The sequence below is a fragment of the Bradyrhizobium valentinum genome (assembly GCF_001440405.1).
Lineage (GTDB): Bacteria > Pseudomonadota > Alphaproteobacteria > Rhizobiales > Xanthobacteraceae > Bradyrhizobium > Bradyrhizobium valentinum.
Genome location: NZ_LLXX01000025.1, coordinates 122,028 through 140,632, shown reverse-complemented (window position 1 = coordinate 140,632; position 18,605 = coordinate 122,028). Strand labels below are relative to the sequence as shown.

17 protein-coding genes and 1 pseudogene are annotated in these 18,605 nt (G+C 60.7%); 10 read left to right on the top strand and 8 right to left on the bottom strand.

The features are described 5' to 3' along the window. Positions 1–71 precede the first annotated feature (71 nt). Complete coding sequence (locus CP49_RS03745; protein ID WP_057848951.1) at positions 72–875, bottom strand: isocitrate lyase/PEP mutase family protein; 804 nt, start codon at positions 873–875, stop codon at positions 72–74. 85 nt (positions 876–960) lie between these two features. Next, the gene (locus CP49_RS03740) at positions 961–1,860 is read right to left on the bottom strand and encodes an alpha/beta fold hydrolase (protein ID WP_057848950.1); all 900 of its coding nucleotides are present in this window, start codon (positions 1,858–1,860) and stop codon (positions 961–963) included. 82 nt (positions 1,861–1,942) lie between these two features. On the opposite strand from CP49_RS03740, the gene CP49_RS03735 reads away from it, so the two are divergent. From CP49_RS03735 to CP49_RS03720, 4 genes are all read left to right on the top strand, one after another. Next, positions 1,943–2,542 (top strand): MarR family winged helix-turn-helix transcriptional regulator, encoded by a 600-nt coding sequence (locus CP49_RS03735; protein ID WP_245310483.1) that lies wholly within the window; start codon positions 1,943–1,945, stop codon positions 2,540–2,542. A gap of 27 nt (positions 2,543–2,569) precedes the next feature. Next, positions 2,570–3,643 (top strand): sugar phosphate isomerase/epimerase family protein, encoded by a 1,074-nt coding sequence (locus CP49_RS03730; protein WP_057848949.1) that lies wholly within the window; start codon positions 2,570–2,572, stop codon positions 3,641–3,643. A gap of 31 nt (positions 3,644–3,674) precedes the next feature. Next, positions 3,675–4,826: a Gfo/Idh/MocA family protein gene (locus CP49_RS03725; protein WP_057848948.1), complete on the top strand. Its 1,152-nt coding sequence runs from the start codon at positions 3,675–3,677 to the stop codon at positions 4,824–4,826. A 179-nt stretch (positions 4,827–5,005) separates the two neighbouring features. Further along, positions 5,006–6,118 carry an Rv1681 family radical SAM protein gene (locus CP49_RS03720; RefSeq protein WP_197423008.1) on the top strand — a complete coding sequence of 371 codons (1,113 nt, stop codon included), beginning with the start codon at positions 5,006–5,008 and terminating at the stop codon, positions 6,116–6,118. Between the two features lie 47 nt (positions 6,119–6,165). On the opposite strand, the gene CP49_RS03715 is transcribed toward CP49_RS03720, so the two are convergent. Together CP49_RS03715 and CP49_RS03710 are read right to left on the bottom strand one after the other, a co-directional pair. Next, the gene (locus CP49_RS03715; RefSeq protein WP_057848947.1) at positions 6,166–7,011 is read right to left on the bottom strand and encodes a phosphate/phosphite/phosphonate ABC transporter substrate-binding protein; all 846 of its coding nucleotides are present in this window, start codon (positions 7,009–7,011) and stop codon (positions 6,166–6,168) included. Positions 7,012–7,093: 82 nt separating this feature from the next. Next, positions 7,094–8,239, bottom strand: a complete 1,146-nt coding sequence (locus CP49_RS03710) for an acyl-CoA dehydrogenase family protein (protein WP_057848946.1) — start codon at positions 8,237–8,239, stop codon at positions 7,094–7,096. Positions 8,240–8,555: 316 nt separating this feature from the next. On the opposite strand from CP49_RS03710, the gene CP49_RS03705 reads away from it, so the two are divergent. From CP49_RS03705 to CP49_RS03680, 6 genes are all read left to right on the top strand, one after another. After that, positions 8,556–9,365 carry a nucleoside phosphorylase gene (locus CP49_RS03705; protein ID WP_057848945.1) on the top strand — a complete coding sequence of 270 codons (810 nt, stop codon included), beginning with the start codon at positions 8,556–8,558 and terminating at the stop codon, positions 9,363–9,365. Beyond that, positions 9,362–10,066 carry a TIGR04282 family arsenosugar biosynthesis glycosyltransferase gene (locus CP49_RS03700; protein WP_057848944.1) on the top strand — a complete coding sequence of 235 codons (705 nt, stop codon included), beginning with the start codon at positions 9,362–9,364 and terminating at the stop codon, positions 10,064–10,066. Before CP49_RS03705 ends, CP49_RS03700 begins: the two co-directional genes overlap by 4 nt. Continuing rightward, positions 10,063–11,436, top strand: a complete 1,374-nt coding sequence (locus tag CP49_RS03695; protein WP_197423007.1) for an MptA/MptB family glycosyltransferase — start codon at positions 10,063–10,065, stop codon at positions 11,434–11,436. The genes CP49_RS03700 and CP49_RS03695 overlap by 4 nt, the downstream gene beginning before the upstream one ends. Further along, the gene (locus CP49_RS03690) at positions 11,433–12,512 is read left to right on the top strand and encodes a radical SAM protein (protein WP_057848942.1); all 1,080 of its coding nucleotides are present in this window, start codon (positions 11,433–11,435) and stop codon (positions 12,510–12,512) included. Before CP49_RS03695 ends, CP49_RS03690 begins: the two co-directional genes overlap by 4 nt. Then, the gene (locus CP49_RS03685) at positions 12,509–13,267 is read left to right on the top strand and encodes a glycosyltransferase family 2 protein (protein WP_057848941.1); all 759 of its coding nucleotides are present in this window, start codon (positions 12,509–12,511) and stop codon (positions 13,265–13,267) included. The genes CP49_RS03690 and CP49_RS03685 overlap by 4 nt, the downstream gene beginning before the upstream one ends. A gap of 394 nt (positions 13,268–13,661) precedes the next feature. After that, complete coding sequence (locus CP49_RS03680) at positions 13,662–15,422, top strand: adenylate/guanylate cyclase domain-containing protein (protein ID WP_245310481.1); 1,761 nt, start codon at positions 13,662–13,664, stop codon at positions 15,420–15,422. 622 nt (positions 15,423–16,044) lie between these two features. Here the strand turns inward: CP49_RS03680 and CP49_RS03670 are convergent. From CP49_RS03670 to CP49_RS42265, 4 genes and pseudogenes are all read right to left on the bottom strand, one after another. After that, positions 16,045–16,329, bottom strand: coding sequence for a hypothetical protein (locus CP49_RS03670; protein WP_156438014.1), 285 nt, complete (start codon positions 16,327–16,329; stop codon positions 16,045–16,047). Between the two features lie 214 nt (positions 16,330–16,543). Beyond that, positions 16,544–17,284, bottom strand: coding sequence for a class I SAM-dependent methyltransferase (locus tag CP49_RS42270; RefSeq protein WP_082645851.1), 741 nt, complete (start codon positions 17,282–17,284; stop codon positions 16,544–16,546). Positions 17,285–17,313: 29 nt separating this feature from the next. Next, the gene (locus CP49_RS03660; protein WP_057848937.1) at positions 17,314–17,976 is read right to left on the bottom strand and encodes a DoxX family protein; all 663 of its coding nucleotides are present in this window, start codon (positions 17,974–17,976) and stop codon (positions 17,314–17,316) included. A 442-nt stretch (positions 17,977–18,418) separates the two neighbouring features. After that, positions 18,419–18,547, bottom strand: a pseudogene (locus tag CP49_RS42265) (cytochrome c); the annotation flags it as partial. Positions 18,548–18,605: the final 58 nt, after the last annotated feature.

Sequence of the window (18,605 nt, the reverse complement as noted above, 5' to 3'; positions counted from 1 at the left end):
ACCTGTGCGAGTCGGCATCGATCAGCGACGCGCTCTCCACTCACCCTGCTTTGGGCTGGTGATTTACGCGCTCAGGCATTCGGTTGCAGAAACGTGCCGTATTGCTTGCTCGCGGCGACCGCGGCGGCGGCCTGTCCAATGACACGCATCGCCGCCATCATGGGCCACGGCCCAAGACTCACGCGCCGAACACCGACGCGGGCGAGGTCAGGAATTTCGGGAACACCTTGCGTCACCATGATGTTGACCGGCAGAGGCGTGAGTTGAACGAATTTTTCGATGAGAGCAAGGTCGGTGAGGCCGGGTACAAAAATTCCATCAGCGCCGGCATCGGCATAAGCCTCCGCACGCCTTGCCGCTTCATTCAGGCATTCATCCGGCGATCCGAATTTCAGCAGAAACGGATCAGTTCTCGCATTGATGAACAGATGAATTCCGACTTTTTGCGCAGCGTCCCGCACTGCCTTGATCTTCGCTGCATGCTGTTCCGGGCTGACGAGTTGCCGCTTTCCCCCGGATAACCCGTCTTCAATATTGATGCCTATGGCGCCGGCTTTCAGAATCTTGATCGCCGAGTTCGCAGCGGCGTCCGGCGTGTCGCCATATCCTGCCTCCAGATCGATTGATACCGGAACCGGCACAGCCGTTGATATCCGCGACACCAAACCTGTCACCATATCGAACGGGACATCTTCTCCGTCCGCGTACCCAAGTGCGGCCGCGACCGCCCCGCTACTGGTCGCGACGGCCGGAGAAGTCTTCGCGATGGCTTTGGCGGTGGCGACATCCCACGCGTTGAACAGGACGAGCGGATCTCCCTTCTTATGCAGACCGTGAAACGTCTCGGCGTATTGCTGCTGCGTCTTGGCGTCCATTGCGCGCACTCCTGGTCAGAGAACCTGAAAAATGTTGTGGCGCCCGCTCTTGGTTCGGGACCCCGTGCCAACGGAACGATTTCATTCAGTCGGGGGCGTGCGTCTTGAACCAGTCCATGATCAGAGCGGTGACTTCGGCCTCGCGCTCGAGGTGCGGGAAGTGTCCGACGTCGGGCAGAACAATCCGCCTATGCGGCCCCTTGAAGAACGGCTCCTCCTTCACCGAATACCTCGCTGTCGGATCGTTGCTGCCATAAATCGTCAGCGTCGGCGTATACATCTCGTTCATCGGCAGCCGGCCCGCGCGTCCCGCATCGAACAGGCCTCCATAGTATTTGAGCGCCGCCGTCATGGTGCCGGGAGAGCTGAGCGTCTCCTTGATCGAGCGGAGATGTTCGTCATTCTTGAACGACGGCGACCACAGCTTCCAAAGATAGTCGACGAAGGGAAGTCCCTCGATATTCACCGATGATTCAGCGCCAGGCAGCTGAAAAAAATAGAAATGGAAGAGGGATCGAACGGCTTCGGGATCCTTCCGGATGCTCGAAAACGTGATGGGGTGCGCGGTGTTCATGACGACGGCGGCCTTGATCGCCGATGGCGCCGTGGCTAGCGCCTGAAAGGTCGACGTGCCACCCCAATCCATGCCAACGACGCATGCTTGTCCGTCGTCGCTCAGCGCCGCGATGAGCGCTTCGAGATCCTTGCCCAGTGCGATCGGATCGAAAATTCCGTCCGCCGGGATCTCGGTCGGCGCATAGCCACGCAAGAACGGCGAGACCGCGCGATACCCCGCATCCGCGAAGACTTGCAGTTGCTTTCGATACGACCAGGCGTTGTCGGGAAAGCCATGCATGAACATGACAAGGGGTCCGCTCCCCTGTTCGAGGTAGGCAAACCGCACTCCATTGGCCTGCACGTATTTCAGGGCGGGGTCGCTGCCGGTGGCATTCGGGGATGCTAATGCGGCGCTTCGAGTATTCATCGCTATTCTCCATGTTTCTTCGTGTTCAGTCGCGCATGACAGGCATGGTCGCGAACCGCCGTTGGCCTCGCGCTGCCCTGGCGTGACACGTCGCTCGTTTGACCGAATATGTGCGGAGCGCACATATTCGGTCAAGTTGTTTTTTGTGCGCTACGCACATATTATTCATCACATGGAAACCGGAATCGCGAATTTGCTGGGGGCGCTATCGCTCGCCGTCATGGATCGTATCGAGCAAGGAGCGCGCGAGGTCGTCGGCCGTGGCGGCGAGACACCTGCAGCACTCATCGTCATTGGGTACGGCCAGGGCATGACCAACGACAAGCTCCGGCGGATCCTTGGCCTGTCGCATTCCGGAACCGTCCGGCTGGTGGACCGTCTGGTTTCGGATCAGCTTGTCGAACGCCGGCCGGGAAAGGACGGCCGGGAGGTTGCCTTGTACCTGACGGTCAAGGGCGCTGCGACCCGGAACGATCTGCTGGTTTCCCGGATTTCAGCCGTTGCGTCACTTCTGGATGTGCTGTCGCCGGCTGAAACGAAGCGACTTGGAATGTTGATACGTGAGTTGCTGGAAAGGCAGGACACCTCCGAGCTGGATCGCTTCACGATCTGCCGTATGTGCGACGATAGGGTCTGTACGAATTGCCCATTGCCCACAACCAAGAGCAAACGCGATCGCTAGCACCAAGCCTGAACCGGAGAAAATGTAATGTCAGCGACCATTCGACCGGCCACCATGAAGGGGCCCGCAATTTTTCTGGCGCAGTTCATCGGCGATGCGCCGCCGTTTGACAGCTTCGATGCCATCTGCGGCTGGGCGGCAGGACTAGGGTACAAGGGCGTTCAGGTCCCGACCTCCGATCCACGCATGATCGATCTCGACAAGGCCGCAGCGTCTCAGACCTATTGCGATGAAATTGCCGGCGTGGCTGCGAGCCATGGTCTGGTGATCACCGAATTGTCCACCCACCTGCAGGGACAACTCGTCGCAGTTCACCCGGCCTACAACGAAGCCTTCGACGCTTTTGCACCGCCGGCAGTGAGGGGCAGGCCGAACGAACGTCAGATCTGGGCGGTAGATCAACTGATGAAGGCCGCGCAGGCGTCGCGCCGCCTCGGCCTCACCGGCAGCGTGAGCTTCACCGGCGCGCTGGCCTGGCCGTTCCTTTATCCCTGGCCGCAGCGGCCGCCGGGCCTGATCGAGACGGCGTTCGACGAACTCGCGCGTCGCTGGCGTCCGATCCTCGATGCCTATGAGGAAGCGGGCGTCGACCTCTGCTACGAGGTCCATCCAGGCGAGGACGTATGCGACGGCATTACCTTCGAGATGTTCTACGAGCGCACCGGCAATCACCCGCGTTGCGCGATCAACTACGATCCGTCCCATTTCGTCCTGCAGCAATTGGACTATCTGGCCTTCATCGACATTTACGCCGAGCGCATCCGCGCCTTCCACGTGAAGGACGCGGAGTTCAATCCGACCGGGCGGCAGGGCGTCTATTCGGGCTTCCAGCCCTGGATCAATCGCGCCGGCCGCTTTCGCTCGCTCGGCGACGGACAGGTTGACTTCAAGGCGATCTTCTCGCGGCTGGCTGCCATCGGATTCGACCGCTGGGCGGTGCTCGAGTGGGAATGTTGTTTGAAGAACGCGGAGGACGGCGCGCGCGAAGGCGCCGCCTTTATCCGCGACCACATCATCCGCGTCACCGAGCGAGCCTTCGACGACTTCGCCGGCGGCACCAGCGACGAGACGAAGATCCGACGGACGTTGGGCCTCATCTGAGCGCCGGAATAAATCGACAGGAGCGCGCGACATGGCTGAGCCACGCATTCGACTTGGAATGGTAGGCGGCGGGGAAGGCGCCTTCATCGGCGCCGTTCACCGTATTGCTGCGCGCCTGGACGATCGTTACGAACTCGTCGCTGGCGCGCTTTCGGCCTCGCCCGATAAAGCGATCCGATCGGCGGCTTCTATCGGCCTTGGGTCCGATCGATCCTATCCCGACTTTCGGACCATGGCGCAGGCCGAGGCCGCGCGAACCGACGGGATCGAGGCGGTTGCGATCGTCACTCCAAACCATATGCATGCACCCGTCGCCGACGTCTTCCTGGATGCGGGTGTCCACATCATCTGCGACAAGCCGTTGACGACAACCCTTGAGGAGGCGCGCCGCTTGCGCGACAAGGCGCGCACGAGCCGACTGATATTTGCCGTCACGTATAACTATTCCGGTTATCCGCTTGTGCGCCATGCACGCTCCATGGTTCAGGGCGGCGAACTCGGCGCTATCAGGATCGTGCAGGTCGAATACCCGCAGGATTGGTTGGCCGCTCCGCTTGAGGCCACCGGCCAGAAGCAGGCCGACTGGCGTACTGACCCGGCGCGCTCGGGTGCCGGCGGCTGCGTCGGCGACATCGGTACCCATGCATATCAGCTCGCGCACTTTGTCACCGGGATGATGCCTGAGCAGATTCTGGCCGAGACGACCATCTTCGTGCCGGGCCGCCGTCTCGATGACAACGTGCAAATCCTGCTGCGTTACGGGAACGGGGCGCGGGGTGCATTGTGGGCGAGCCAGGTTGCACCCGGAAACGATAACGGGCTGCGATTACGGATCTTCGGCGAGAAGGGTGGTCTTGATTGGCGGCAGGAAGAGCCGAACGTTCTCAACTGGTCGCCGCTCGGTGAAGCACCACGGTTGATTCGCCGCGGCACAACGTCCATGAACGCCGCCGGTCAGCGCGTCAATCGTACTCCACCCGGCCATCCCGAGGGATACCTGGAAGCATTCGCGACGATCTATACCGAAGTGGCCGCAGCTATTGTGGCCAGTCGTACCGCTTCCCTTGCCGATCCAGGGCTGACCTTTCCGACGATTGAGGATGGCTTTGCCGGTGTTGCGATGGTGGACGCCGTCTTGCGCTCGAGCGCAGCCGGAGGGGTCTGGATGCCGGTTGAGTTGTGAACGCACCGACCACCGTCGTTGCCGTTACGTGGGGTGCGGAGTTCACTTGCGATGAGACAGCGAGCGAAGGCTGGTGGGCCCGGCAGGACTCGAACCTGCAATCAGACCGTTATGGGCGACGGGATATCGCACGCGATCGTTGATTTTCCCGCATTTTCGGCGGAGATTGATCCTGTTCATTGCGTTTTGGTCAGATCGTTTCTGGTGCGAAACTGGTGCGGTCCGCGCGAAACATCTCCATGACCATGGGTTTCTTCATGAGAGCGAACGCAAACGTTGAGCTCGACGCCGGCGCCAAGACGTTTGCCTCGGGCCTCTTGCCGGATTTGATAGCTGCGCTCCGCCGAAGCCGTAAAGGCGATCTGGTGGCCGTGATCAGCGGCGATCCGAGTGTTGGACCGGAGCTCGAGGCATGGTGTCGCTTCACCCGCAACAGTTTGGTTGACGCAGCAGTCGAAAAAGGTCGCACCCGTTGGGTGCTCCGGTACGGAGAGGCTCCCGAGAATGTCGGAGAAGATCGGCTTGTCGGCTCTCGTCTGTGGCTTTATACCAACTTCGACTGCAACCTGAGCTGCGACTATTGTTGCGTACGCTCGTCACCCAAAGCTCCGCGGCGGGCTCTCGGTATCGAGCGGGTGCGACAGATCGCTACCGAGGCAGCGGAACTCGGCGTAGGTGAAATCTTTGTGACCGGCGGCGAGCCATTCATGCTGCCGAATATTGGCGAGATCCTTGCCGCGTGCGCTGCGGCGGCGCCGACGACAGTTCTCACTAACGGCATGCTGTTTGCCGGAAGTCGGCTCGCAACGCTGCGCTCGCTACCGCGCGAGCGCGTAACCTTCCAGATTAGCCTCGATAGTCCCACGCCGGAGCGCCACGACAGCCATCGTGGAAAGGGGACATGGGCACGCGCCTGGAAGGGAATCGAAAGGGCCCGCGCTGAAGGATTCCGGGTGCGTTTGGCGGCTACAGTGTCGACTGACGCGGAGGCCGATGAGTTCCGCAGCTTCCTTGACGCTCATCATATTAGCGAGGAGAACCGGGTGATCAGGCGGATTGCGCTGCGAGGCTCCGCCACGCAGGGCATCGCTTTGGCAAGGGCGGATCTGGTTCCCGAGATAACGATTACGGCGGAGGGCGTGTTTTGGCACCCGGTTGGAGCCGAGGATGACGACCTGCTGGTCAGCCGTGAAATCTTTCCGCTCGCCGAATCGTTCGCAGCCGTGCGCCGCGCCTTCGATCGCGAATCCGAGCATCAGCGCAGGTTGGCGATGATTTTCAATTGCGCCTGACAAAGGCGCGGCGCACTCAACGCCGGATCGGGGCTTTGGCTCGGCTGCTAGGCCAAAGGCCGCGTTAGGAAACCCTGCAGCGTCGACGCTTCCCGTAACTGCGCATACGGTTCAAGCTGCGGTGCTATCCATTGGCGCAACCCTTCCGCTTCTAGCACAGGACGATGGGCCGGGTTATCGTAGCTCATCCCAAATAATGCTTTGGCAAACTGCTGCTCCAACGCGGGGTCCAGATCGGACCGAGCAGTGAACATGCAGTGGTTATAGGGCTGCGAGGTCCAGATCTCGGTCAGCGCACCTTGCGGCACCAGACGCTCGGTACGCACCGCGTTCCAGAATGGACTGCCGATTGCGCCGGCATCGGCCCGGCCGTCGAGAACCGCGCGAACGACCTCGGACTCGCTTGTACCCGTGTCACCGTGCTTGCCAAGGTCGGTGTTGAAGCGCAGCGTTTGGTAGTCCTTCCCCTCAACCAGTCCCTCGCGGTGCAGAAAATAAACCGGGAGGATTGCCGCATGGCCGCTGTCGCGGCTGCCGAGAGCGAGGGTGCGGCTCTTAAGATCGGCAAGCGCAGCGACCGGCCCCCCGGTTACCGCGACGATCTTGGTCATCCAGCCCACATCCGTATCGCGCATCGCGATCGGTCGGCAGCGATGGTCGCTCCAGGCATCGGCCTGGACATAGGCGAGGTTCGTATTCCATCCGATGTCGATGCGCGGCAGTCGCTCACTGGGTGAAGCTAGGAGGGCCGCGACCTGCGCCTCGTAGCTCTGAAACAGCACCACCTCGACGGGCAGATGCGCTTCTTCATGGAAGTAGCGCCGCATGCCCTCCCAGATACCGACCACCTTCGCATCATATGCAACGGCACCTACCCAGATCGTCTGGCTCATGATTGCACTCCGCTTCTCAAGCCCAGATTGAAATGCGTCTGTCGCCATCCAAGCGCCGCCAAGCCGCGCAGAGTTCTCGCGCTCAGAACAGCGGTATTCCCAAAACGGCTTTGCCGATGAACTCGCGCAGCACATCGCCCGTCGGCGCCATGACGGCGCCTGCATGTGCATCACGGAACAATCGCTCGATGGCCAGATGCTTGGAAAACGCAGCGCCTCCGCACGCCCGCATCGCCGCCGAAGTGACGGCGATGGCAACATCACCCGCCGCCGCCTTGCTCTCCAGCACGCGCAGCATAGTGGTATCTCGGGGGCGCTCAAGATGATCAACGAGATCGTCGATGCGCGCTGCAAGCCCATCGGTGTCGATCTGCATCGTTGCAAGCTGTGCGCGGAGCGTCGGCAGGCTCTCGCCGAGCGTCTGCCCCAAATGCTCGAAGCGAGCGCCGTTGAGATGTGCTGCCGTCCCCGACACCGCAGCCCGGCAAAGACCAAGCGCGACCGCCGATGTTCCGAGGTTGAATAGCGGAAGCACGACCTCCAGCATCGCCTTGAACCCGGCGCCGTCGTCGGTCAGTTGGCGATCGGCTTCAATCTTGCAATCATCGAGGATCATCGGCGCGGAAGCGTTAGCGCGCATCCCGAGACCATCCCACGGGCCGGCGACCGACAGTCCGGGCGTGTCACTGGTGACAAGATAAATGGTCGAATCCGTTGGGCTCTTGCCTTCAGGCGCGAGCGCCGAAACTACATAGCTTTGCGCGTGACCGGCGCTTGTCACCCAGGATTTCTTGGCCGTGAGATGCACGTTGACGGCGTTGCGCTTCGCTCGCGAAACGGGCGCCCAGAAGTGGCTGCGCGATCCGGCTTCGCTGAATGCCAGGGTAGTTAGGTGCTTTCCGGCTGAAATGTCCTTTAGCGTCTGCGCAACCGTGGCACCCGGACGGGCCTCCGCAATCGTTGCGGTAGCGCTCATGTGCATCAAATAAACCATCGCGGCGGACGCGTCCGCTTCTGCGAGCGTCGCAACGACGGCAGCGAACGTCCGCGGTCCCAGGGCCGAGCCGCCGACCTCGGCGGGCAGCATCACCCCCAGCAATCCGGCCGAACCGAGCGCCGCGATTGCCTCGGACGAAAATCGAGCTTCCTTGTCGTTTTGCCTGGCCGCCGGTGCGAGAATGCGATCGGCGATTTCTTTGGCATTCGAAACTGCGGTCTCGTGGTTCATGGCGACCCTCGACGCTTAGGTGTTGCGTACCAAAGTTCGAAAATATCGCATCCGCTACCTTTGCGACCAATGCTACGCCACGCGCACCATCGGATCAACACGACTGGCTTAGGGCATGGCAAGCCCTTGCCATGCCGGCAGCGAGTACGGGCCGCGGTTATTACGTTCTTCAAGGCCATCTTGTTACACCACCTGAAATCTTTTTTTGACGTCGCTGAAACCTTGGCGGCGCTTGCCCGCTGTTGCGGAGAGCTTGCCCGTTGTCGGAGAGAACGCTACCAATGACCGGCAACCGGGTGACGAGGCTTGTCTGGTGATGGCAGTCAATGAGGGCGGGGTCCCGCCCATCCTCGCGCAAAAGCACTATGCGCAGCCGTCCGCCTTCACGCCGGAAAATCTGCTGCGCGAAGCGCGCAGGCAAAAGCGGATTACGGGCGCCGGCATCCCGAACATCTGCATCCTCGATCCGGACGGCGACATCGTGCGCAGCCTGCTCGCCCGCGGCGAGGCCCGGCTTGAAGCGGGATGGGCCTGCTATCACACGCAGCTCTACAGCTTCAGTCGCGACGGGATTGAGTTCGGAATTGTCGGCTGCGCCGTCGGCGCCTCGTACGCGGTGCTGATCGCCGAGGAATTGTTCGCATCGGGCTGCAAGCTCCTGATCAGCGTCACGTCCTCGGGGCAGATCGTGCCGATGCGCCCGCCGCCTTATTTCATCATCATCGAACGCGCGCTGCGCGACGAAGGCACCAGCTATCACTACATGGCGCCGTCCGACTATTCGGATGCGGATGCCGGATTGATCGCGGCGGTCGAAGGCGCATTCGGTGAATTTCCCGTGCCGGTGCTCACAGGCGCGACCTGGACAACCGACGCGCCGTTCCGCGAGACCCAGCCGGCGATCGATGCCATGGTCAAAAGAAATCTGATGGCAGTCGAAATGGAAGCAGCCGCGCTCTATGCGTTCGCACAAGTCAGGCAAAAGCCCGTCCTGTGCTTTGCACATGTGACAAATCAAATGGGGCGCGTCGACGGGGATTTTGAAAAGGGCGAAGCAGACGGCAGCCATGACGCACTGCAGTTGATCGCGATCGCCGCTGATCGTCTGCGGTCACGGCTGCCATGAGCGTCGCGGCGATCGGGATTATATGCAAGGCGCCGCTGCCCGGCCGCTCAAAGACGCGACTTGCGACGGTCATTGGCGACGTTGCCGCATCAGAGCTGTCCGCCTGCTTTCTGCGCGACGTGGCCGCGGCAATCGAGGCGGTCCCTGAGGCGCTCGGCAGGCGCGGCTACGGCGTCTACGCGCCGGCGGGCACCGAAGACGTCATGCGGCAGCTGCTTCCGGCAGGGTTCGGACTGTTGCTACAGGCTGGCGACGATTTGGGGCATGTGTTGTTGGGCGCGACACGCGCTCTCCTGGACGCCGGACATGACTGTGTCCTGCTCGTCAATGGCGACAGCCCGACGCTGCCAATCCATTTGCTGGTACAGGCTATTGAGGCCGTGCGCGCGCCCGGAGACCGGATGGTGCTTGGGCCAGCAAGCGACGGTGGCTACTATCTCATCGGCCTAAAGCATCCGCACAAGCACCTGTTTACGCAGATCGCATGGGGAACGGAAACCGTAGCTCGCAGTACACGCGAGCGCGCCGCCGAAGTCGGACTTGCTACGATCCTGCTACCGGAATGGTACGATGTCGACGATATCGAAACCTTGCGCTGGCTGCAGGACGAGCTGGCTGGGCATTCGACCCGCTTTCGCGGCGGCGGATTTGCCGCGGCGAGCCGGGCCTTTTTGAAGGACGCGCCGCAGGTAAGCCAATGAAGCCCTTGCCAGGAGCGATCGCTAGTCAATTCGGTCGACTGGTGCGTTCCGACCACAAGATATCTCCACTTTGGCTGTTGGCCGGCATCGGTGTTGTCCTGAGCGGTCTTACCCTGGTGACTCCTTATGCCTTCGAGACTGCTGGCGACAATGCCTTCATTGCGCTGAGCATCCTTGCAGGTCTGCTGACGATCGTAGCGACAGGTCTGGCGGAACGTTCGCCAACTGGTCGCGCACTATGGCTTATCGTTGGACTTGGGATCGCGCTGAGAGCTTATGTGCTGCTGTTCGATCCACTTCTGTCCAGCGACGTCTATCGCTACGTCTGGGATGGCAGGGTTCAGGCCGCAGGCATCAATCCTTATCGCTTTATGCCAGCCGATGAGTCGCTGGCGTTTCTGCGCGACAGGATGGTCTTTCCTCACATCAACCGGGCTGATACGGCCGTAACCATCTATCCTCCCGTGGCGCAATTCTTCTTCCTCATTGTCACGCGGATCGGCGAAAGCGTGACGACGATGCGTCTCGCGCTGCTGGCGTGCGAGTCAATCACAGTCATACTGATCGTGGTCCTGCTGCGGCGTATAGACCGCCCGGTGACGCGCGTAGTTGCCTATCTCTGGCATCCGTTGCCTGTGTGGGAGATTGCCAATAACGGCCATGTCGACGCGCTGATGGTTGCGCTGATGCTGCTGGGCCTGTGGATTGCCCTGACCGGCCGTGCTCTCCGCGGAGCCGTGGTGATCACTCTTTCAGTGCTGGTCAAGCCCTATGCGGCGCCGGTGCTGGCCGGGATCTGGCGCCCCTGGGACGTCAAGGTGCCGCTCGTCGTGATCGCTACCGTCGCGCTTTGTTATCTTCCTTACCTGTCAGTCGGCTCGGGAGTTCTCGGATTCCTGACCAAAGGCTATCTGACAGAACAGGGCATCAGTGGCGGCAACGATCTCTGGCTGTTGTCACTTTGGCGCCTTGTGTTTGGCTATCATGAAGGTGATGTTGCCGCCTACGTCGCACTGGCCGCGCTGGCGCTTTGGTTCAAGGGGCTCTCCGTGGCCCGCAGCGCTCATCACAGCATCGCATCCCGTCTTGCCGACATCAACATGCTGTTACTTCTGACGCTCCTGTTGTTGTCGCCCAACTATCCCTGGCATTTTCTAATTATAATGCCCTTCGTCGCCCTGTGTGGATCCGCGCCTACGTGGGCCGTTTCGATCGGAGCGCTGTTGCTGTCCGAACAGCTCGACTGGGATTTCTACATCCCGAGAATTGTGAGCAAATCAATTCTGTTCGGAGGTCTTTTCCTGGCTTGCGCCTTTGCGGCGTGGAGAGCCCGCATGCAGCGAACTGCAGTTTCGGGGGCATCGCAATGAACGTTTTCGGCGAAGTGCAGGGCACTCGCGCGCCGTTCGATCCGCGCCGCTATCACGAGACGGTCACGGGCGAGCGCTCCGAGATCGCCCAGCGTCCGCCGGTCTGCGCCTATCTGGAGGTGACCAACCGCTGCAATCTGCTGTGCACCACCTGTCCTCGCACCTACGAGGAGCTCGAGCCGCCGGCAGACATGAGCTGGGATTTGTTCACGTCGATTGTCGACCAGCTGCCCGATCTGGCGCGCGTGGTTCTGCACGGCGTTGGCGAGCCGATGCTGGTCCCGAACCTGCCGCGAATGGTCAAATACCTGAAAGAGCGCGGCGTTTACGTCCTGTTCAACACCAATGGAACGGTCCTCAGTGAGCGCAACGGCCGTGCGCTGATCGACGCCGGGCTTGATGAGCTGCGTGTATCGCTCGACGCGTCAAATCGCGAGAGCTTCAAGGCGATTCGTGGCAGGGATTATTTCGGTCGGATTGTCCGCAATGTTCGCGCATTTCGCGAGCTACAGGAGCGGGAGGGGCACGCAAGGCCGCAAGTTTCCGTTTGGCTCACCGGCCTGAAAGAGACTGTCGAGCAACTGCCGGCATTTGTGAAAGTTGCGGCGGAGATCGGTGTCAAAGAGGTTTATCTGCAGCGGCTCGTGTTCTTCACTGAATCCGCCATTGGCATGGCGCGACCGGATCAGGCCCTGTTCGAGCGCCTGACGCAGGAAGAAGCGACCTACTTGAAAGAGGCCGAGGATCTGGCGCGTTCGCTCGGCGTGACCTTCAGCGCGTCGGGCGCGGCGAGCGAGCCGGGACTAAGCCTGAAAGGCAGTGGCGACGGTTCGCCGTGGTCGCTCTGCCGACGGCCGTGGTCGTTGATGTATTTCACGGCCAATGGCCGCGCCTTGCCATGCTGCATCGCGCCATTTTCGCAACATGGCTACGAGAACTACACGCTTGGCCATGCAGGTCAGCAGTCCTTACACGACATCTGGAACGGGTCCGCGTATCGGGAGTTTCGTGCGGCCCTGCTATCGGACAAACCACCTAAGTGCTGCGCCAATTGCGGCCTGCGCTGGAGCCTATGAACGAGGTGACCCACGGGATCGGTGGCAAGCGGTCCGTGTTGTGCCAACCGCCGGTCGTTTCGGCGATCATTCCATGCCTCGACGAGGAAACGGCAATCGGCCAGGTCGTAGCTGCAGTGCTGGCACAGAACGTGAGTGAAGTCGTCGTTGTCGATGGCGGCTCGCGGGACCGCACGGCCGAGCGGGCACGGGCCGCCGGAGCTCGCGTGATTGTCGAGCCGCGACGTGGCTACGGTCGCGCCATCCAGGCAGGCATCGCCGCTGCGCGCGACGACGCCGACATTTTGGTCTTTCTCGACGGCGACGGCAGTGATCCTGCAGAGCGCATCTCTGATCTCGTGTCGCCGATCGTGGCTGGGCAGGCTGTCTTCGTTGTCGGCTCGCGCGTTCGCGGTTCACGCGAATCCGGCAGCCTCGCGCCGCAGCAGCTCCTCGCGGCCCATGTCGGCAGGCTGCTCCTGCGCCTCGTCTATGGCGCAGGCTTCACCGACCTGTCGCCGTTTCGCGCCATCCGGCGGGATGAGCTCAGACATCTCGGTATGAAGGAGGAGACATATGGCTGGAACCTGGAAATGCTGATGCGGGTTGCGGCCGCCCGCTTGCCGGCGCTCGAGATCGCCGTGGGGCAGCGGCGCCGGATCGGTGGGGTATCGAAGGTCTCCGGCAATCTCATTGCCGGCATCAAGGCAGCTTGGTCGATTTCGACGACATTTGTTCGCCTCGCGATTGAGCTGCGACACCAAAGGGTGGGGTAGAGAGGCGTGGCTAGGGCGTGTACCCATAAAGGGGACGTCGGCTTCTGACGGCCCAGCGGAAATCTTCTGATCGGCAAGAGTATTGCTGCTGGTGACCCAAAGCAAACATTCTCTCTCTACAGAGATGAAGCGGCCTCGTCGATACGTCAAAATAAAACTATGGGTGTGAGTGATTTCACACACGTAGGGTGATTTACCGATTAATTTTTCGAAACTCAACTTGAGTGGTTCGCCCAGTCTACTAGTCGGGGAAGAGCGGAAGTGGTCGGCCTCCGGTCGAAACGTCGCGATTGACCCTAACGGAATTCCGGAACCGCGCTACGGACCGGATGACCGTCGGCACCTCGTCGGGTAGACTGGTTGCCTAAGCGCCCGAACGGGAACGGGTATGCGCATGGCCCGGAAGCTCGCCGCCATCATCGCCGCCGACGTTGTCAGCTATAGCCGGCTGATGGGTGTCGACGAGGCCGAGACCTTGGCGGCGCTCAAGACGCATCGACGAGATTTGATCGACCCGAACATTGCCGAGCACCAGGGCCGCATCGTCAAGACAACTGGCGATGGCCTTCTGATCGAATTCCCGAGCGTGATCGAAGCCGTCCAATGTGCGGTCGAGGTCCAGCGCGCGATGCAGGAGCGTAATTCGGACGTGCCAGCGGACCATCGCATCGAGTTCCGCGTGGGCATCAACCTCGGTGACATCATCATTGACGGCGACGATATTTATGGCGATGGCGTTAACGTTGCGGCACGGCTCGAAGGCCTCGCCGAAGCCAATGGGATCTGCGTAAGCAGAGTCGTACACGATCAGGTGCGCGACAAGCTGGGTCTGGGCTTCGAGGATCTGGGCGAGCGGCAGCTCAAAAACATCGCCCGGCCGGTCCGCGTCTTCCGGATTGCAACACCGGATATCGGACTGCGGACGCAATCGGCAAACCCCGCACTCGCGATACCGGACAAACCGTCGATTGCCGTATTGCCTTTCACCAACATGAGCGGGGATCCAGAACAGGACTACTTTGCCGATGGAATGGTCGAGGACATCATCACGGCGCTATCTCATTTCAAGGCGCTGTTTGTCATCGCCCGCAACTCCAGCTTCACGTACAAGGGGCGCGCCGTCGACGTGAAGGCAGTCGGGCGTGAGCTTGGAGTGCGCTATGTGTTGGAAGGAAGCGTTCGCAAGGCCGCAAACCGGGTGCGCATCACGGGACAGCTTGTCGATACCGCTACTGGCGCGCATCTTTGGGCGAACCGGTTTGATGGTGGGCTCGGCGACATTTTCGATCTGCAGGACCATGTGACGGAGAACATTGTCGGAGCAATCGCGCCGGCGGTTGAAAAAGCCGAGATCGAGCGCGCCAGACGCAAGCCGACCGAGCGTCTCGACGCCTATGATCACTACTTGCGCGGTTTAGCTAAGTCTTATCAAGATGCCAGTCAGCAAGCGTGCAGCGAGGCACTGCACCTATTCAACTGCGCGATCAAGCTCGACCCAGACTTTGCGACAGCCTACGCTCGTGCTGCCTTTTGCTATGCCAATGCCAAGGCCTTTGGCTGGATTTCACTCACACCGGAAGAGGTTGCCGAGGTATCGAGGCTCGCTCAGCGAGCGGTTGAGCTAGGTAGGGATGATGCAATCGCGCTCGCTGATAGCGGATGGGCATTGGCATATGTTGTTCGCGATCTCGATCGAGGCGCCGCTTTAATTGATCGCGCGCTTGCGCTCAATTCCAATGTGGCCGAGGCGTGGGATTGCGGTGGCTGGGTAAAGAATTGGCTCGGCGAGTACGAGCTAGCGATCAAGCGCTTCACGCGTGCCATACGCCTGAGCCCACTTGATCCGTGGGTCGCACCGATGCGAGCTGGGACTGCGCATGCACATTTCTTCCTAAGTCGCTATGACGAAGCGGCATCGTGGGCGGCAATGGCGTTGCAGGACAATCCAAACTCTCAACCTCTACTTCGTATTGGCGCTGCGAGCAATGCGATGGCGGGGCGGCTGGATCAAGCGCAGAAGGCGGTCCTGCGCCTGCGCCAACTCAATCCTACACTGCGGATTTCCAACCTCAAAAACGTGTTGGGACCTTATCGGCGTGCCGAAGACATCTCGCGATACGAAGAAGGATTGCGGCGAGCCGGGCTCCCCGGATGATACCGCTGGAGGAAGGAAGCGTTACCTTGCCCGATTCTTTCGAGACTTCGGTTATTCGGAGGTCGCGATGAGGTTCTGCGCGTCTACGCCACACCAGACCGAGAATCTCATTTCGGATGATGTCATATCCCAATAAGCCACATACCGCTTTTCCCAAACGAAGCGCCGTTCGAGCTTTGTCCCACTATCCGGCGTCACGTATCCGCTTCGTGCACGCCGGCCGGCATAGGCGAAATCGGTCGGCACGCTCCGCCGGGAAGGGTGCTCACGGTGTGGCTCGACGGGATCGTGAAGTTCGGGACGAGCGATGGAGAGGTGCGGCACGTTTCGGCCGGTGGTTCTATGTTGGCGGAAGATACTCATGGAAAGGGTCACATCTCACGTCATCCCAATGAGGACAAGCGCTTGATTCTGATCACGCCGGCAGAGGGTCTCGACAGCCCACCCATTCCAACTCTAGAAGTTGCCGTCGAACTCCTCGGATGAGCGACCGGATGTCGCCAATTGGCACGTTTAGGACATGCCGACGGACTCACAGAATGTCCGTTCGTATGGGTAGACCGGAAGTGATTTACGCACGGGCGAAGCGGCGCTTTTGACCCAAAGCAGGCATCTGCCCGTGTCAGGATTTCGAGGACGATTGTTCGGTGATCGTAACGCGAAGACGATACTTCTTTTCGTTAAGTTTTTCCACGTGAGCACGACAGCGGCGAACATTCCTCGTCTTGATAGCACCGATTATAACGTGGTCCACTGAGGCGTCGGCTTGCTCCATGGGCAGTGAACCTAATTCGCCCAGCGTCAAGCTCAGCTCCTCAGCGAAGTCGCGCAGATCATGAATTGCCAGATTTCTTTCCAACCCTGAGGCTGATGGTATCTCAAGATCTATTCGGATCGAATGAGCCATCTGGGTGTTCCGAAGGGTAAAGAGCAGTCCCAATATCGTGAACGCCCTAACAGTGACCTGCGCTCAACAACGAAAAAATATATCAAATTCGAAATGTCCGGTTCTGGCCCTTCTGCGACCTCCGGCGACGTCCGCTATTCCGCCGCTATTGGCGGACAAGCGGACATCAGGGTGCCTGACCCAAGCGCCCCGATTTATGAGTACACGGCCCAGATCAGCGAGGGCCGACACGCCCACAAGCAACGACGTCCCGGGGGGCTTTTCGATCCCCTGGCTCCGGTGGCGAAAACACCGCCAGGTATCCGCCGTCGCCTGCGAGCTGATGTGTGGCGACCTCGCGATAGCCAACGGCGGTGAGTTCGCAACGCAACAGCCCGATTGGCGTGCCATGCTCCGATGTCGGACGCTCGAGGTCGACAATTCCGATCCGCGCGCCCGGCCTCAAGGCGGGCGCCAGATTGTAGAGGAAGGCATAGGGCTGAGCTACTTCGTGATACATGTGCACGAGGATGGCAGCGTCGAGCGAGGAAGCGGGAAGGCGCGGGTCGTGTGGTTTGCCCAGCGCGAATGTGACATTTGTCAACCTCAGGCGTTGCGTTCGCCTGGCGAGTGCGATGAGATATTTCCGCGTGACGTCCTGGGCGATGACGGCGCCGGTGGGACCGACGAGACGGGAGAGACGCACCGTGTGGTAGCCGCTGCCTGCACCAATGTCGGCGACGGTCATGCCTGGCTTCAGTTCGAGAAGGCGGGCGATCTCACCGGCCTCATTCAGGGAATCGCGATGCTCCTCGGAGGCTCGGCCTGGGCTGACGATCTGCGCAACCGGGCGCTGAGGCGCGGGAAACTCCTTTGCAGGGACACCCGGCGGAGCCAGATAGCCGATGTCAGCGGCGTGTCCGCAACTTGCGCCCAGGCCCACAAGAAGCGTCACCACGCGGACCAGTGCTATCATGCTCGTCTCCCCACGTAGAACGACGCCGACTAACCGGCGATGTTGAAGAACCAGCCAATAGGTCCCTTCCCATCGCGCACGGCAGGGATTTTGCGGCGCAACCAGGCATCAAGGCCGAGACTGCGGCCGGCGCCCTCGACCACAAACAGGAACATCAGCATGGCCAGGAACATGTACGACCACGGCCACTCGGCCGGATCGCCCGGCCGATAAATGCCGAGCCAGAGTTGCAGCGTATAGGCGAGGGCCAGCACGCCCACGAACCGTACCGCAAGCCCGAGGATCATCGACGCGGCAAACACGAGCTCGGCAAGAAAAACAATTGGCCCAAAGAAATTCATGTTGGGCAGCACGATATCCTTCACGAACGTGCCGTGAAACTCGAACGCTGCGCGGGTCGTTTCCTGTTCGGTCCAGAATTGCAGGCCGCCGGACACGGGCAGCGGGAGTTTCCACAACATGCCTTCGAACCACATGCAGCCGATCAGGACCCGGACCAGCCAGATTCCAAGATGTCGCCCGCTACGTTGCGCCGAATCCTCCCGCCAATTCTGGAAGGCCACTGCAATGCCGGCGAGCAGCAGCGCCCAGAACAGCGCCAGGATCAGAAAGCGCCAGTTTCCGAGCTGAAGATAGTCGGCGGTAGTCGCGGTCAGGAACTGCCAGACATCGGTAAACGGATTCTTGGGCATAGGCGCGTGCTCCAATGAATTGAATAACTGCTCTGCCTATCGGCCAGTTGGCGCGCCGCCACGCGGGCGATCGAGGGGCGCCTACCAGGTTACTACGCAGTAGAACGCGTGGTTATTACGCAGAAGGCCCGTCAAAAAACTTAGATAGCGCCCGTACCTCGCCCGGGAAGGCTTCCTGGTCTTCCCGCGTAAGAGACCGCGTTGTTCTGGTGGGCCCGGCAGGACTCGAAACCTACAACCAGACCGTTATGAGCGACAGAGTATTGATCAGCTTCGTTGATTTTGCCGCGTTTTTGTTCGATTTCGATCGCGTTCGTTGCGTTCTGATGAGGTTGTTTCTGGTGCGAAACTGGTGCGGCGTCATTCTCAGACATTGGCGCACGAACCCGCGACGTCCGCTTACGCTAGACAAATGCGGAGTATTGTTTGGATCAGACCCAGACTACTTGGCCGCAGCCGCTGCGGTTTCACCCGGTGGCACAATCCGGAACATGAAGGTCGAAACCTTTTCCCCGGGTTTGAACGGACCGGGAATCTGGTTGCTGACCGGGTTCAAACTTTGGAGAAAAGCCGTGTCCTTCGATTCCAGAGTTCGTGCGGGCCTCGCTGCCGATAAGGCGCTGCGAGCG